Annotated in this window: 15 protein-coding genes; 9 read left to right on the top strand and 6 right to left on the bottom strand. The window is 63.4% G+C overall.

Annotated features, from left to right (window positions below; translation table 11 throughout):
• The first annotated feature begins 180 nt into the window (after positions 1-180).
• The 6 genes from kdpB (at position 181) to NKH49_RS12860 (ending at position 7,406) form a co-directional block, all read left to right on the top strand.
• Positions 181-2,274 (top strand): potassium-transporting ATPase subunit KdpB, encoded by a 2,094-nt coding sequence (gene kdpB / locus NKH49_RS12885; protein WP_352613021.1) that lies wholly within the window; start codon positions 181-183, stop codon positions 2,272-2,274.
• 12 nt (positions 2,275-2,286) lie between these two features.
• The gene (gene kdpC, locus NKH49_RS12880; RefSeq protein WP_352469455.1) at positions 2,287-2,856 is read left to right on the top strand and encodes a potassium-transporting ATPase subunit KdpC; all 570 of its coding nucleotides are present in this window, start codon (positions 2,287-2,289) and stop codon (positions 2,854-2,856) included.
• Positions 2,857-2,909: 53 nt separating this feature from the next.
• Positions 2,910-5,651: a DUF4118 domain-containing protein gene (locus NKH49_RS12875; protein WP_352613023.1), complete on the top strand. Its 2,742-nt coding sequence runs from the start codon at positions 2,910-2,912 to the stop codon at positions 5,649-5,651.
• Positions 5,648-6,340: a response regulator transcription factor gene (locus tag NKH49_RS12870; protein WP_352613024.1), complete on the top strand. Its 693-nt coding sequence runs from the start codon at positions 5,648-5,650 to the stop codon at positions 6,338-6,340. The genes NKH49_RS12875 and NKH49_RS12870 overlap by 4 nt, the downstream gene beginning before the upstream one ends.
• A 160-nt stretch (positions 6,341-6,500) precedes the next feature.
• A complete protein-coding gene (locus tag NKH49_RS12865) occupies positions 6,501-6,767 on the top strand; it encodes a hypothetical protein (RefSeq protein ID WP_352502662.1) in 267 nt (88 codons plus the stop codon).
• 129 nt (positions 6,768-6,896) lie between these two features.
• Positions 6,897-7,406 carry an NUDIX hydrolase gene (locus NKH49_RS12860; protein ID WP_352502661.1) on the top strand — a complete coding sequence of 170 codons (510 nt, stop codon included), beginning with the start codon at positions 6,897-6,899 and terminating at the stop codon, positions 7,404-7,406.
• A gap of 79 nt (positions 7,407-7,485) precedes the next feature.
• On the opposite strand, the gene NKH49_RS12855 is transcribed toward NKH49_RS12860, so the two are convergent.
• The 6 genes from NKH49_RS12855 to NKH49_RS12830 all read right to left on the bottom strand — a co-directional run bounded on the left by NKH49_RS12855 (position 7,486) and on the right by NKH49_RS12830 (position 13,497).
• Entirely contained in the window at positions 7,486-8,337 is an 852-nt protein-coding gene (locus NKH49_RS12855; RefSeq protein ID WP_352469450.1) for a citryl-CoA lyase, read from the bottom strand.
• 19 nt (positions 8,338-8,356) lie between these two features.
• Entirely contained in the window at positions 8,357-9,541 is a 1,185-nt protein-coding gene (locus NKH49_RS12850; protein ID WP_352926268.1) for a CaiB/BaiF CoA transferase family protein, read from the bottom strand.
• Between the two features lie 15 nt (positions 9,542-9,556).
• Positions 9,557-11,080 (bottom strand): tripartite tricarboxylate transporter permease, encoded by a 1,524-nt coding sequence (locus NKH49_RS12845; protein ID WP_352565610.1) that lies wholly within the window; start codon positions 11,078-11,080, stop codon positions 9,557-9,559.
• A 4-nt stretch (positions 11,081-11,084) separates the two neighbouring features.
• Entirely contained in the window at positions 11,085-11,618 is a 534-nt protein-coding gene (locus tag NKH49_RS12840) for a tripartite tricarboxylate transporter TctB family protein (RefSeq protein ID WP_352502673.1), read from the bottom strand.
• A gap of 154 nt (positions 11,619-11,772) precedes the next feature.
• Positions 11,773-12,750, bottom strand: coding sequence for a Bug family tripartite tricarboxylate transporter substrate binding protein (locus tag NKH49_RS12835; RefSeq protein WP_352453995.1), 978 nt, complete (start codon positions 12,748-12,750; stop codon positions 11,773-11,775).
• A gap of 207 nt (positions 12,751-12,957) precedes the next feature.
• Positions 12,958-13,497, bottom strand: a complete 540-nt coding sequence (locus NKH49_RS12830; protein WP_352469446.1) for a GNAT family N-acetyltransferase — start codon at positions 13,495-13,497, stop codon at positions 12,958-12,960.
• A 218-nt stretch (positions 13,498-13,715) separates the two neighbouring features.
• On the opposite strand from NKH49_RS12830, the gene NKH49_RS12825 reads away from it, so the two are divergent.
• The 3 genes from NKH49_RS12825 to NKH49_RS12815 all read left to right on the top strand — a co-directional run bounded on the left by NKH49_RS12825 (position 13,716) and on the right by NKH49_RS12815 (position 15,881).
• Positions 13,716-14,171 carry a DUF2214 family protein gene (locus NKH49_RS12825; protein WP_352469445.1) on the top strand — a complete coding sequence of 152 codons (456 nt, stop codon included), beginning with the start codon at positions 13,716-13,718 and terminating at the stop codon, positions 14,169-14,171.
• A 185-nt stretch (positions 14,172-14,356) separates the two neighbouring features.
• Positions 14,357-15,334: a tripartite tricarboxylate transporter substrate-binding protein gene (locus tag NKH49_RS12820; protein WP_352469444.1), complete on the top strand. Its 978-nt coding sequence runs from the start codon at positions 14,357-14,359 to the stop codon at positions 15,332-15,334.
• 79 nt (positions 15,335-15,413) lie between these two features.
• Positions 15,414-15,881 (top strand): tripartite tricarboxylate transporter TctB family protein, encoded by a 468-nt coding sequence (locus NKH49_RS12815; protein WP_352469443.1) that lies wholly within the window; start codon positions 15,414-15,416, stop codon positions 15,879-15,881.

Raw genomic sequence — 15,881 nt, 5'->3', positions numbered from 1 at the left:
AAAGGTCCGGCATCGCCCCGAGCCGGAGGGGGAGAAAACGCCCCCTCCTTTCCCGACGCTGTCCACATTCCTCGCTATTGCGGCAGCCTTGATCATGATCTGGCTGCTGGCTTACGGGCCGCCGCACCTTCGTTCGGCACACGATCGACCGGTCAACAACATCGACACTGGAGCTACCAAATGAGCCCGTCGAAATCCGTGAGCATCATGGATACCCGCATTCTGTGGCCCGCTATCGGCGGTTCCTTCAGAAAACTGAACCCGCGCATCTTGATGCGAAACCCGGTGATGTTCGTCGTCGCCGTCGTCTCGGCGCTCACCACCGTGCTGTTCGTCAAGGATCTCGTTACCAGCGGCGGCGATCTTGGCTTCACGCTGCAGATCATCATCTGGCTGTGGTTCACCGTGCTCTTCGCCAATTTCGCCGAAGCGGTGGCCGAAGGCCGCGGCAAGGCGCAAGCTGACTCGCTGCGTCGGGCGCGAACCGAGACGCAGGCCAAGCTGTTGAACGGTGGCGACCGCAGCAAGTTCAAACTGGTGCCCGGCACCAGCCTGAAGGTCGGCGACACCGTGCTTGTCGAAGCCGGCGACATCATCCCCTCGGACGGCGAGGTGGTCGAAGGCGTGGCGTCGGTCAACGAGGCGGCCATCACCGGCGAATCCGCACCGGTCATCCGCGAATCCGGAGGCGATCGTTCGGCGGTGACCGGCGGCACGCAGGTCTTGTCCGACTGGATCCGCGTGCGCATCACTGCGGCTGCCGGTCATACGTTCCTCGACCGCATGATCTCGCTGGTCGAGGGCGCCGAGCGCCAGAAGACACCCAACGAGATCGCGCTCAACATCCTGCTCGTCGGCATGACGCTGATCTTCGTGCTGGCGACGGCGACGATCCCGAGCTTCGCCTCGTATTCGGGCGGCTATATCCCGGTGACCGTGCTGGTCGCCCTGTTCGTTACCCTGATCCCGACCACAATTGGCGCCCTGCTGTCGGCTATCGGCATTGCCGGCATGGACCGCCTGGTGCGCTTCAACGTGCTCGCCATGTCGGGCCGCGCCGTCGAGGCGGCCGGCGATGTCGACACGCTGCTGCTCGACAAGACCGGAACCATCACGCTGGGCAACCGTCAGGCGACGGCATTTCGTCCGGTCAAGGGCGTCACCGAACAGGAACTGGCCGACGCGGCTCAGCTTGCCTCGCTTGCCGACGAAACGCCGGAAGGCCGCTCGATCGTCGTCCTGGCGAAGGAAAAATACGCTATCCGCGCCCGCGACATGGCAAGCCTGCACGCGACTTTCGTGCCCTTCACCGCGCAAACCCGCATGAGCGGTGTCGATCTGGAAGGCTCCTCGGTCCGCAAGGGCGCAGTCGATGCGGTACTTGCCCACGTCAACCTCTCGACCGTTGCCACAGGCAGTATGCGCCCCGGCAGCGACACCGTCCGCGACCTTCAGGCGATCGCCGACGAGATCGCCAAATCGGGTGGCACTCCACTCGCGGTCGAGCGCGACGGGCGCCTGCTCGGCGTCGTCCATCTGAAGGACATCGTCAAGGGCGGCATCGCAGAACGCTTTGCCGAATTGCGCCGCATGGGCATCCGCACGGTGATGATCACCGGCGATAATCCGATGACCGCGGCGGCGATCGCGGCGGAAGCCGGCGTCGACGACTTCCTTGCCCAGGCGACGCCCGAGGACAAGTTGAAGCTGATCCGCGACGAGCAGGCCAAAGGCAAACTGGTCGCGATGTGCGGCGATGGCACCAACGATGCGCCGGCCCTTGCGCAGGCCGATGTCGGCGTTGCCATGAACACCGGCACGGTCGCGGCGCGCGAGGCCGGCAACATGGTCGATCTCGACAGCGATCCGACCAAGCTGATCGAGATCGTCGAAATCGGCAAGGCGCTGCTGATGACGCGTGGCTCGCTGACCACCTTCTCCATCGCCAACGACGTGGCCAAGTATTTTGCCATCATCCCGGCAATATTCGCCGTCTTCTACATCGCCCCGGGCCAGACCGCCGGGCCGCTGCAAGCGCTCAATGTCATGCATCTGGCGACGCCGCAGAGCGCTATCCTCTCGGCCATCATCTTCAACGCGCTGATCATCATTGCGCTGATCCCGCTGTCGCTGAGGGGCGTCAAATACCGCGCGGTCGGCGCCGGTGCGCTGCTCAGCCGCAATCTCATTGTCTATGGCCTTGGCGGCGTCGTAGTGCCCTTCGTTGGCATCAAGATGATCGACATGGCCATCACCGCTCTCGGTCTCGCCTAAGGAACCACGTCGATGCTCAATCAAATCAGGCCCGCGATCGTCATGATCGTCTTCTTCACCATTCTGACGGGTTTGGTCTATCCGATCGGCATGACCGGCATTGCCCAGGCGCTGTTTTCGCGCCAGGCCAATGGCAGCCTGATCGAGAAGGACGGCAAGCTCGTCGGTTCCGAGCTGATCGGCCAGGCTTTCGAAAGCGACCGCTACTTCCATGGCCGCCCTTCGGCTGCTGGCGACGGCTACAATGCCGCCGCCTCGGGCGGCTCGAATCTCGGCCCGACCAACCCGAAGCTCATCGACAGGATCAAGAGCGACGCCGAAAAGCTGAGAGCCGAAAACCCGAGCCAGCCGGTACCGATGAATCTGGTCACCACGTCCGGCAGCGGCCTCGATCCGCATATGAGCCCCGATGCGGCCTATTTTCAGGTTGCCAGGGTGGCCAAGGCCAGGGGCGTCGATGAATCCAGGATCAAATCGCTTGTCGACAGCCATGTCGAAGATCGCGAATTGGGATTCATCGGCGAGCCGGTAGTCAATGTGCTGGCCCTCAACCTTGCGCTGGACGATGCCATGAAACAGTGAAGGACCGGCGCCGGGATCGACACCGAAGCCGGCGCCGTTCATGATTGACCCGTATGCCAGACGACAGACGCACCGCCGAAACCAGGCCCTCTCCCGACGCGCTGCTCGAGCATGCCGAGCGGGAGGAGCGCGGCCGCCTGAGGATATTTCTCGGCGCCGCCCCCGGTGTCGGCAAGACCTACGAGATGCTGATGTCGGGCCGCGCCAGGCTGGCCGACGGGGTCGACGTGGTGATCGGCATCGTCGAGACGCACGGCCGCAAGGAAACCCAGACGCTGGTCGAAGGCTACGAGGTCATTCCTCGCCTTGAGATCGATTACAAGGGGCGGATCCTTGAGGAGATGAATCTCGACGCCATCCTCGCCCGGCACCCGGCGCTAGTTCTGGTAGACGAACTCGCCCACACCAACGTCGCCGGCAGCCGTCACCCCAAGCGCTATCTCGACGTCCAGGAAATCCTGACGCACGGCATCGATGTCTACACGACGCTGAATATCCAGCACGTCGAGAGCCTGAACGATGTCGTGGCGCAGATCACCCGCGTCAGGGTGCGGGAAACTGTCCCCGACTCCATAATCGACCAGGCCGACGACATCGAGATCATCGACCTCACCCCCGACGATCTGATCAAACGGCTTGAGGAAGGCAAGGTCTACATCCCCAGCACCGCCCAGCGCGCCATCGAGAACTATTTCTCGCCGGGCAATCTGACGGCGCTCCGGGAATTGGCGCTCCGCCGCACTGCCCAGCGGGTCGACGAGCAGTTGCTGACCCACATGCGGGCCCACGCGATACCCGGGCCTTGGGCGGCGGGGGAAAGGGTTCTCGTCTGCGTCGATGCGCGTCCGGGCGGGGCGGCCCGTGTACGCTATGCGCGGAGGTTGGCCGACCGGCTCCGCGCCCCTTGGACGGCGCTTCATGTCGATACCCCTCATTCAGCGGCCATGCCCGAGGAGGACAAGGATCGGCTGGCGACGCAGCTGCGCCTTGCCGAGCAGCTCGGTGCCGAGGTGACGACCATTCCGGGTCAGAACGTCGCGCAAGACATCGTTCGGCATGCGACGGCGAACAACTTCACCCATATCGTGATCGGCAGGCCGACCCGATCGCGTTGGCGGGAATTGATCGAAGGCTCGCTCACTTACGATCTCATCCGCAATGCCGGCGACATCAGCGTCCATGTCATTTCGGGAAACGAACGCAACGCCGAGGCGACTTCGAGGACCGTCAAGGCGGCGGACGAGCAGTGGCAGTTCGAGATCTGGCCCTATCTCAGGGCCACGGCCTATGTTGTTGGCTCGCTCGCCTTCGCCGTCCTTCTCGACCAGTTTCTCGACGTCCGCAATCTGGCGATCATCTTTCTCATTGGGGTCCTGACGTCGGCGGTGACCGGCGGTCTCTGGCCGGCTTTGTATGCCTGCCTCATCAGCGCCATTGCCTTCAACTATTTCTTCCTGGAACCACGCTACACGCTGACGATCGAGGATCCGGAGAGCATCGTTGCGCTGGCTGTCTTCCTGGTTGTTGCGGTCATTGGCAGCAATCTAACAGCGCGCGTGCAGCGTCAGGCGGTCGCCGCGCGCTCGCGGGCACGCGCCACAGAAGATATTTATCTCTTCTCAAAGAAGCTCGCCGGCGCTGGGACGCTTGATGACGTTCTCTGGGCGACTGCCTTCCAGATCGCCTCGATGCTGAAGCTGCGCGTGGTGCTGCTTCTGCCGGAGAACGGCACGATTGCGGTCAAGGCCGGCTACCCACCCGACGACACGCTGGCCGAGGCCGACATCGCAGCAGCCCGTTGGGCGTGGGAGCATAACCGCGCCGCCGGGCGCGGCGCCGACACGCTGCCCGGAGCAAAGCGCCTCTATCTGCCCCTGCGGACCGGACGCACGGCGGTGGGCGTCGTTGGCCTCGACAACGACAAGCAAGGTCCGCTGCTGACACCCGAGCAGCAGCGTCTGCTCGATGCGCTCGCCGACCAGGCGGCGGTCGCCATCGAACGCATCCAGCTCGTCGCCGATGTTGACCGGGCCAAGCTCGCGGCCGAGGCAGACCGTCTGCGCTCGGCCTTGCTCACCTCCATTTCCCACGATTTGAAAACGCCGCTTGCCGCCATCATGGGCGCAGCCGGAACACTCAGGGACTTCGAGGCCGCACTTCCCGAGCAGGACCGGGCGGAACTGCTGTCGACCGTGCTCGATGAAGCGGAGAGGCTTAACCGCTTCATCGCCAACCTACTCGATATGACCAAGATCGAATCCGGCACTATGGAGCCGAACTATGCGTTTCACTATCTCGGCGACATTGTCGGCTCAGCCCTGCGTCGGGCCCGCAAAATCGTCGGCGAGCACAAGACCGAGATCGATATTCCATCGAATCTGCCGATGTTGCGGGTCGACCCCGTTCTGTTCGAACAGGTGCTGTTCAACCTCCTCGACAATGGTGCAAAATACGCGCCGCCAGGTTCGACGATCCGCCTGCAGGCCTGGGCCGACAATGGCTTCGTCATCCTGCAGATCATGGATGAGGGACCAGGCATCCCGTCAGCGGATCTAGACCGCGTTTTCGACACTTTCTACCGTGTGCGCAAGGGCGACCAGGTGCGTGCCGGCACCGGGCTCGGCCTGTCGATTTGCCGCGGCTTCATCGAAGCGATGGGCGGGACGCTCTCGGCGGCAAACAGGTCCGACCGCTCGGGGGCGGTTTTCACCATCAGGATGCAGGTGGTGCCGACAGAGCTGCCCAACCTCGGCGAACCCGAGACGGGCCATCAAAATATGGACGATCTGGCATGACGAGCCTAGATGTCAGGATATTGGTGGTCGACGACGAACCGCCGATCCGGAAACTGCTTCGCGTCGGGCTTGGCAGCCAAGGCTATGCGATCAGCGAGGCGCCGAACGCCAGGGCGGCGATTGAACTCATCGCGACGGAAAAGCCGGACCTTGTCCTGCTCGATCTCGGCCTCCCCGGCATGAGCGGCCATGATTTGCTGCGCAAATGGCGGGATGATGGCCTGGACATTCCCGTGGTTATTCTTTCCAGCCGCACTGATGAGGCCGGCATCGTGTCCGCCCTTGAACTCGGCGCCGACGACTATGTCACCAAGCCGTTCGGTATGAACGAGCTTGTCGCACGCATCCGCGTCGCGCTTCGCCACAAGTTCCAGCAGCAGGGTGAGAGACCGGTGTTCCAGACCGGCGACCTCTCCGTCGATCTGGTGAAGCGCATCGTCAAGGTCGAGGACAAGGAGATAAAGCTCTCGCCGAAGGAATACGACATTCTTCGCACCTTGGTGCAGCACGCCGGCAAGGTTCTCACCCACCAGTTCCTGCTGAAGCAGGTCTGGGGCGATTCCACCGACGTTCAATATCTCAGAGTCTATGTCCGGCAACTCAGGCTAAAGATTGAGAAGACGCCCGACCAGCCCCGCTATATCACGACCGAGACCGGCGTCGGATACCGGCTGCGCGAAGTCGATTGACGGGACGAGCATCCGAAGCGGAAATGCCCCTTCCAATCCGCTTCAAATCAGCGGCGGCCATGGCGTCGCCGGACAAAAGCCCTATATTAAGCGAAGATTGGTTTTGTGCGGGAATGAACGAATGCCACGGCTTCGTCTATTGACGTTTCTAGGGTCGGCAATGCTGACTGCGGCGATGCTGTCGGGCGTAAATCCAGCTGCATCGGCACAGGTCGGCAGTCCCGCCGATCGCAACGTGTTGATCCAGCAAGACCAGTTGCAGATGTTGGAGAACAGGCTGCGGCGGCAGCAATACCAGCAGCAGCAACAGCAGTACCGTGCCCAGGATCGCCAAATCCCAATACCGCAACGGCAGGAGGTGCCGCAGATGAGGCCAACTTGCCAGTTGCTGCCGTCGGGGAGCGGCTTTGTCAGCACCTGCCGCTGACGACCGGTCCCTTTCATTTATTTAGCCGACTTATATACTGGGGAACCGCTCCGCCTGCGCCCCATTGAAAACGGGCGGGTTTCCAACGCTGCCCTTGCCGTCTGGGCACCGATTTGACTGGATTATCGAATGGCAGCCAGCAAGAAGAAGGTTGTACGCAAGGCAAGGAAGGGCGACGGGGTTCGCCAGGTCGCGGCGATTCCCTTTCGGGTGAACGAGCATGGCGATGTCGAGGTGATGCTGGTCACATCGCGAACGACGAGGCGCTTCATCGTACCGAAGGGCTGGCCGATGAAGGGCAAGAGCGGCCGCAAGGCAGCCACCATCGAAGCACAGGAAGAAGCCGGTGTTCTCGGCAAGACACTGAAACAGCCTGCCGGCACCTACCACTACTGGAAGCGGCTGGCGAACCGCTTCGTTCGCGTCGATGTCGTCGTCTATTTGCTTGAGGTAACCGAGGAACTTGCCAAGTGGCAAGAAGCCAAGAGACGGCAGCGGGCATGGCTGACGCCGACCGACGCGGCGTTGCTGATCGACGAGCCGGATCTTTCGACGCTGGTGAGGAACATCAGGATTGCCGAACTGGAGCATAATCCCAAAAAGCAGAGTCCGGCGTTCGGAAAAGATCCCGCTCAATAGAAGATGGAGGCATGCCCCGACTGTGTCGGGATGGAATTGGTTTCCAGCGCCCGCCGCCCCCGTCTCTTGAACCGATGCCTCACTGACTGCCATCGTCTTCCTCGGGCAGAGGCCGCGCCGGCGTGCCGGTATAGGCCCACAGCCATTCGCGCGGCAGTGGCCCTTTGTTGCGTTCGCTCTCCTGCGACTGTTCCCATGCATGTGCGAGGATGCCGACGGAGCGCGACAGCACGAAAAGGCCCCGCGTCAGCGGCGGCGGGAAGCCGAGCTCGCCGTAGATGACGGCCGTGGCGCCGTCGATATTGAGCGGGATTTTTTTGCCCTTGCGCCGCGAAACCTCGGCCTCGACCATCTCGGCGATATCGGCGAAGCGCCCGCTGACGACGCCGCGCGCGGCAAAGTCACGGGTCAGCTCGATGAGGCGGGGCGCCCGCGGGTCGACCGGGTGGAAGCGATGGCCGAGCCCGGGCACATAACCGTCCTCCCCAGCAAGGAAATGATCAACCCGCAGCGACACGGCGCCCGTGAGGGGCACGCCGGCGTCCACTTCAGCGGCGATGTCGCCGTAGAAGGAAAGCGCCTGTTCGCCGGCGCCGCCATGCACATCGCCAAGCACGTTGATGGCAGATGCCATGGCGCTGTTGATGCCGACGCCGCACGTGATCGCCATGCGGGCGATGGCGATCGACGGCGCCTGCGGCCCATGGTCGACGGCAGCACCCAGCGCGATGCCGAGCAGCGCCGCCTGCTCCTCGCTCGGCAGTTCGCCGCGCAGCATGAGCCAGATCATTGCCGGAAAGCTGACGCGACCGATCAGATCCTGGATTTCATAGCCGCGCAGCCGGATGACGCCGGGGCGCATCTCGATGATGCCGGTCTGCCACCATTCCTCGCCGCGCGCGCGGCCAGCCTTGTTTTCCGTGTCGCTCATGGCTTCTTTTCCGTGCCGCTCATGCCTTCGCTCTTTTCTTGGCGCGTGGCGGCAGGTTGGCAAAAACTTCGTCCATATGCTCGCCCAGCCCCGGCGGCGGCCTGCTCGGCAAAGGTGCCTCGCCATCGACCATGAAGCCGCCGCGCACCACGGTCAGCGGCCTAGCTATCCCGGACACGGCCTGGAAGCGTACCGTCATGCCGCGCTCGATCACTTGTCTCTCTTGCAGTACCTGCGGGATTGTCAGCACCCGGCCTGCCGGCACGCCGGCGCGATTGAACGTCTCCTCCCAGGCGGCGGCCGAGCCGCTCGCCAAGGCATCCTCGATCAGCGCTTTCAATGCAATGCGGTTCTGCTTGCGCGTTTCGCGCTCGGCAAAGCGGGAATCCGACGCCAACTCCGGCCGACCGATCAACCGGCACAGTGTGACGAACTGCTCTTGCTTGTTGGCGGCGATGTTGAGCAAGCCGTCGCCGGTGCGAAACGCGCCAGACGGTGCGGCCGTCATGTTTTCATTGCCCATCGGCTGCGGCTCGACGTCCGCCGTCAGATAGTTCGACACCGGCCAGCCGAGCGCAGAAAGCGTGCATTCGAGCATCGACACGTCGAGGAACGCGCCCTCGCCAGTCGTCTTCTGCTTGACCAGTGCGGCGGTAATGGCGAAGGCTCCGACCAGCCCGCCAAGCGTATCGGCGACGGGATAGCCGACACGCAGCGGCGCCGTTTCCGGTGTACCGGTGATGCTCATGATGCCGGAAAGACCCTGGATAATCTGGTCGTAGGCTGGATTGTCGCGCATCGGCCCGGTCTGGCCGAAGCCCGATATCGCACAGTAGACAAGGCTTGGCCGGACCTCCTTCAGCCTGGCATGGCCAAGCCCCAGCCGGTCCATTACGCCGGGGCGGAAATTCTCGACCAGCGCGTCGGCCGAAGCGACCAGATCGAGGAAGCGTTCGCGGTCGGCCTCCTGCTTGAGATCGAGCGCCACCGAGCGTTTGCCGGCATTCTGCGCCAGGAACGAAGCGCCCATGCCCGCCCGGTTGAGCTCCGGCGAGGCGCCGAGCTGGCGCGCCAGATCACCACCTTGCGGCGTCTCGACCTTGATGACGTCGGCCCCGAGCAACGCCAGCTGGTAGGCGCAATAGGGGCCGGCCAGCACATTGGTCAGGTCAAGGACGCGGATGCCGGAAAGCAGGTCTGTCATGACGTCACGAACAGCTCAGGCATCGCCCGGCACGTGCTCCGGTCCACGCATGCGCCTGTGCTCGATGTAGGCCCAGATATGCGGTCCAACCAGCCCGATGAAGGCCAGCGTCAGCAGCGTCAGCGACAGCGGATGCTTGTAGAACACCGTCCAATCGCCGTTGGAGATGGTCATCGCGCGGCGGAACTGCGTTTCGGCAAGCGGCCCGAGAATCATGCCGATGATGACCGGCGCGGTCGGGAAATCGAAACGCCTCATCAGGAAGCCGGCGGCACCGAGCAGATAGAGGATGACGAGGTCGATCGGCGATTGCGAGATGCCGTAGGTGCCGACCGTGGCGAACACCAGGATGCCGGCATAGAGCTGCGGCGCCGGGATCTTCAGCAATCGCACCCAGAGCCCGATCAGCGGCAGGTTGAGGACGACGAGGATGACATTGGCGATGAACAGGCTGGCGATCAGCCCCCACACCAGGTCGGCCTGCGTCGTCAGCAGCAGCGGCCCCGGATTGATACCGTAGCTCTGGAACGCCGACAGCATGATCGCGGCCGTCGCCGAGGTCGGCAGGCCGAGCGTCAGCATCGGCACCAGCACGCCGGCCGCGGATGCATTGTTGGCCGCTTCCGGCCCGGCAACGCCCTCAATGGCGCCGACCGTGCCGAACTCCTCCTTGTGTCTGGAGAGTTTCTTCTCGATAGCATAGGAGAGGAAGGTCGGGATTTCGGCGCCGCCGGCCGGCATGGCGCCGATCGGGAAGCCGATCAGGGAGCCGCGCAGCCATGGCCTCCACGAGCGCGACCATTCAGCCGCGGTCATGTAGAGCGACCCTTTCAACGGCACGATGTCGTCCTTGCCGGCATAGCGGCGTGAGGCCATGTAAAGCGTCTCGCCAACGGCGAACAGGCCAACGGCGACGACGATGACGTCGACGCCGTCCAACAATTCGCTCATGCCGAAGGTGAAGCGCGGCTGCCCCGTCTGCAGGTCGACGCCTATCATGCCGACAACGAAGCCGACGAACAGGCTGGTCAGGCCGCGCACCGACGACGAGCCGAGCACTGCCGAAACCGTGATGAAGGCCAGCACCATCAGCGAGAAATATTCGGCCGGGCCGAAGGCCAGCGCGAATTTGACGACGATCGGCGCCAGGAAGGCAACGCCGATGGTGCCCAGCGTGCCGGCGACGAAGGAGCCGATCGCCGAGGTTGCCAGGGCCGCACCGCCGCGGCCGGAGCGGGCCATCCGGTTGCCTTCCAGCGCGGTGACGATGGTGGCGCTTTCGCCAGGCGTGTTGAGCAGGATCGATGTCGTCGAGCCGCCATACATGGCGCCGTAGTAGATGCCGGCAAACAGGATGAACGACGCCTCCGGCGCCACCTGGTAGGTGATCGGCAACAGCAGCGCGATGGTCAGAGCCGGCCCGAGGCCGGGCAGCACGCCGATCGCAGTCCCCAGCGTGGTGCCGACCAGGCACCATATGAGATTGATCGGCGAGAAGGCGACCGAAAATCCGTGCGCGAGATGGCCGAGCGTTTCCATGGCGTCAGCCCCTCAGCATGGCGACGACCGAATCGACGATCGCATTCAGCTGGTTTTCGATGAAGCCGGCACCGATATTGACGCCAAGCGCCCTGGCAAAGCCGAAATAGGCGGCCAGCGCCAGGATCAGCCCGAGCAGCACGTCACGCAGCGGACGCCGGCTGCCGAAACCGTGGCAGATGAGAACGAACATGATGACAGATGCAGCGGTAAAGCCGAGCGGCTGGATCAGCACCAGATTGGCGATCAGTCCGAGGGCGACGATGCCCATCGCCTTCCAGTCGGTCGGCGTCTCCTTTTCGTCCTCCGGCTGCCATCCGCCCCGCAAGGCGGCAATGATGAGCAGCAGCGACAGGATCATCATCCCGGTCATGGTGATGTAGGGAAAGACGGTCGGACCGACCTTGGAATAGAGCGGCGAGACCGGGATTGCCAGCGTCTGCCAGGCAACCGCACCCGCACAGGCGAGGAGCCCAACGCCGATCAGCAGTTCGGGCACTGCAAGGCGCGGCGGCGCCTGCTGGTCGCTGGTGCTCATCATCGTCCTCCCAATGCCAGCCCCGAGGGCCGGTTCTCCCTGGACTGGTCTCACTCGGCCGATCTCGGCCTAGTTTCACCTCCGGCGCCGCGTATGTCCATGCGGCTGGCGAAAGTCGGCAAGGGTTGGCGCAGGCCGCCCCTTGCCGAGAGCATCACGCCAGGCCGAGGTCCTTGAGGATCGTCCCGATGCGGGCCGTGTCTTCGGCGACGAATTTCGCATAATCGTCACCGGTGAGCAGGATCTGCGTCCAGTTACGGTTCTTGCATTCGGTGGCCCAGGCGTCGCTCTTGGCCATGGTCTCGATCAGCTTGATCATTGCTGCCTTGTCGGCGTCCGAGACGCCGGGCGGTGCGAAGACGCCGCGCCAGTTGAACAGCTCGACATCGATGCCGGCTTCCTTCATCGTCGGCGCATCAATTCCCTCCTGGCGTTTATCCGCGGAGATGGCCAGCAGCCGCAGCGCACCCGCCTTGACCTGTTCGGCGAACTCGCCATAGCCGGAGATGCCGGCCGCGACCTGGTTGCCGAGCAGCGCCGACAGCGCCTCGCCGCCGCCGGCAAACGGCACATAGGAGAGATTGGTGGCCGGAACACCGACGGTCTTGGCGATGAGGCCGAACAAGATGTGGTCCGAGCCGCCAGCCGAACCGCCGGCGACCGGAACCTGCGTCGGGTCGGCTTTGAGGGCGGCAACAAAGTCGGCCGCAGTCTTGAATGGCGAGGCGGCCGGCACCACAAGCGCCTCGAACTCGCCAGTAAGGCGGGCGATTGGCGTGACCTCGGTAAGGTTGTTAGCCGCCTTGTTGGCGATGATCGCGCCGACCATGACCATGCCAGCCACCATCAGCGCGTTGCCCTTGCCCTTCCACTGGTTGACGAATTGCGGCAGGCCGACAGTACCGCCGGCGCCGCCGACATTGGTGATCTGCGAGCCGGAGATCAGTTTTTCGCTGCGCAGCACCTGGTCCATGGCGCGCGCCGTCTGGTCCCAGCCGCCGCCCGGCGCCGCTGGCACGAAAATCTGCAGCTGCGGCGCGTCCTGCGCGAAGGCGGGGATAAAATGCGATGCCGCGAGTCCGGCAGCACCCGCTGCCGCGGTGCTCATCAAGAATCGGCGTCTGTTCAGCATGGGATTCCTCCAAATCGCGACACCTCCTCCGGTGCCTGCCAGAAACGTGGCCTGCCTTCAGACCCGCTCGATAAAATTCATGCAGAGTTTGCGTCTTCCTGTCAAAGACAGAACACGCCGCATGCGGCACAATCGGCCTGCGCGATTTTCAGGCTGGCGAACCGGACGCCCGAAGACGACGTGGCAGGCAGTGCCAAACAACATCCGTCAGGGTTGCCGCTCCAGCAGGATGGTCGGCTTGCCTTGGTAGACGGTTCGCAGCACTTCGCCATAACCACATTTTGCCGCGACGTTCAGCGATCCGGTGTTTTCCGGATCGATGATGCAGACGGTCTTCGCGGCGCCGAACGTCTCGTCGCCCCAGGCAAGCACCCGTGCGACGACTTCGCTGGCCAACCCGTGGCCATGCGCGCCCAAAACCAGAGCCCAGCCGGCCTCCGGAATGCCCTCGATCGACGGCGTCATGTCGCGTTTCAGATCATGAAAGCCGGCCTCGCCGATGAAGCGGCCAGTCGCTTTTTCCTCGATCGCCCAGAAGCCGTAGCCCAGAAGCGACCACAGGCCGGCGTGGCGCAGGAAGCGCATCCAGCTTTCCTCCCGCGTGCGCGGCTTGCCGCCGATAAAGCGGGTGACGGCGGGATCGGCCCACATCGCGACATAGGCGTCGAAATCGTCAAGCCGGTGCGGCCGCAGGACCGTGCGCGAGGTCTCAATTACTGGGGCGACAATTGTATGCGGACTGGCCATGGTCATGTCTCGGTTGTTGCCCGTGCAGGTCTTCCAAAAGTGGGGACAGCGACACGCCCGAGACGGGAAATCCAAATCCGTTGCGAAAAACAAGAGCCAAGGCTGTGTAGATCATCTTCCAGGCTGATGTGAATCCTGCCAGGCGGTGTTAGTTTTTCTCCAGTACTGGTTCAGGCGCGTTGGGTTTCGGCGCTGCCGTCCGACAGAGGGAAAACAGCATGGACACGACCGACCTTGTGCTTGCCATCTTCCATCATCTGCTGGTGTTTTCGCTGGCAGGCATCATCGGCGCCGAGTTCGTCCTGATCCGCAGCGACTTGTCCGCCGCGACGCTGAAGCGGCTTGTCGGCATCGATCGCCACTACGGCATCATCGCCATGCTGATCATCGTCGCAGGCATCGGCCGCGTCATCTATGGTCTCAAGGGCTGGGAATTCTACGTCTACAACTGGATGTTCTGGGCAAAGATGGCCGCCTTCGCAATTGTCGGCCTGTTGTCGATTATCCCGACCGTCCGATTCCTGTCCTGGAATAGGCAGGCGAGCGCCAGTCCCGGCTTCCAGGTGCCTGCGGCGGAGCTAGCGTCCGTTCGCAGCTATGTCCGCACCGAGGCCTTCATCTTCCTCTTGATCCCGGTGTTCGCGGCGGCGATGGCGCGCGGCTACGGTTATTAAGATAGGTCGGAGGAAGGGCATCGCGCGGCCCAACCTTTCCACTCATTTGCGCGGACAAACGTGCAGTTTGCCGTTCGAGGCTGATTGTCATTTGTCGGGTTGCGCTAGTTATTGCTCCATCTACATTCGGTTTTGAGAGGAACTCCGCGCAGCGGTTGGTAATTCGTATCCTGGGAGGAATCACGATGAGAAAATTCGTCGCCGCGCTGGCTGCCGTTGCGGCCGCCATGCTTTACCCACCGGCCGCTGGCGCGCAGACCTACCCCGAACGCACGATCAGCATTGTCGTGCCGTTTTCGGCCGGCGGCCCGACTGACACCGTCACGCGTCTTGTCGCGGAAGCCATGTCGAAGGACCTCGGCCAGCAGGTCATCGTCGAGAATGTCGGCGGCGCCGGCGGCACACTGGGCGCGGGCCGCGTCGCAAATGCCGAGCCTGACGGCTACACGCTGCTCCTCCATCACATCGGCATGGCGACAAGTGCTACGCTCTACAGAAAGCTCGCCTACGACACGCTGAACGCATTCGAATATGTCGGCCTCGTCACCGAGGTGCCGATGACCATCGTCGGCCGCAAGGACCTCGAGCCGACCGATCTGAAGGGGCTGGTCGACTACGCCAAGGCTAACAAGGACAGCATCACCGTTGCCAATGCCGGGATCGGTGCCGCCTCGCATCTGTGCGGCATGCTGTTTATGAGCGCCATCGGCACGCCGCTGGTCACCGTACCATATAAGGGCACCGGCCCGGCCATGACCGATCTTCTCGGCGGCCAGGTCGACATCATGTGCGACCAGACGACCAATACCACCAAGCAGATCCAGGGCGGCACGATCAAGGCTTATGCCGTAACCTCGCCGCAACGGCTAGACGTGCTGCCGGACGTGCCGACGACGATAGAGGCCGGTCTTCCCCAGGTGCAGGTCGGCATCTGGCACGGCATCTATGCACCCAAGGGCACGCCGGCCGAGATCACCGAACGCCTGTCGAAATCTCTGCAGGTGGCGCTGAAGGACCAGAACGTCGTCGCCCGATTTGCCGAACTCGGCACCAAGCCGTCGCCCGAGGCCGATGCCACGCCGGCCGCGCTCAAGGCCAAGCTGGAAAGTGAGATTGCGCGCTGGAAGCCGATCATCGAAGCGGCCGGCCAGTACGCCGACTAAAGGTTTTTAACGGGGCGCCGCCGGCGCCCCGTTTTTACACCGGCATCGGCACGCCCGTGAGGCGGGCCGGGAGGACGTCATGAAACCTTTCGCAATCGACAGAGCCAACGGCATATGCGCCGCGCTGTTGATCTTTATTGGCGTCTTTTTCGCGCTGCAGTCGCTGGGCCTCGAAATCGGCACCGCCTTTCGCATGGGGCCGGGCTATTTCCCCCTGGTTCTGGCGATCGTGCTCATTCTGCTCGGCGCCGTCATCCTAGTCGAGGCAGTGCGCTTCGAGAGTGAGCCGATCGGTTACATTGCGTGGCGCGGCATGCTGTTCATCCTGCCTGCTCCGATCTTCTTCGGCCTGACGGTGCGCGGCCTCGGCTTCATCCCATCGATCTTCCTGGCGGCGCTGATCGCATCGTTTGCCAGCGGCCGCATGAAGCCGCTGACCGCGCTCGTGCTGTCGGCCGGCCTGACGCTGTTCGCGTTCGCCATCTTCAGCTACGCACTCGGCCTGCCGTTCCGGCGTTTCGGCCCGTGGTTGCCACTGTCGTTGTGA

Source organism: Mesorhizobium sp. M1088 (assembly GCF_040318575.1).
Taxonomy (GTDB): domain Bacteria; phylum Pseudomonadota; class Alphaproteobacteria; order Rhizobiales; family Rhizobiaceae; genus Mesorhizobium.
This window is presented reverse-complemented; position numbering and strand designations above follow the sequence as displayed.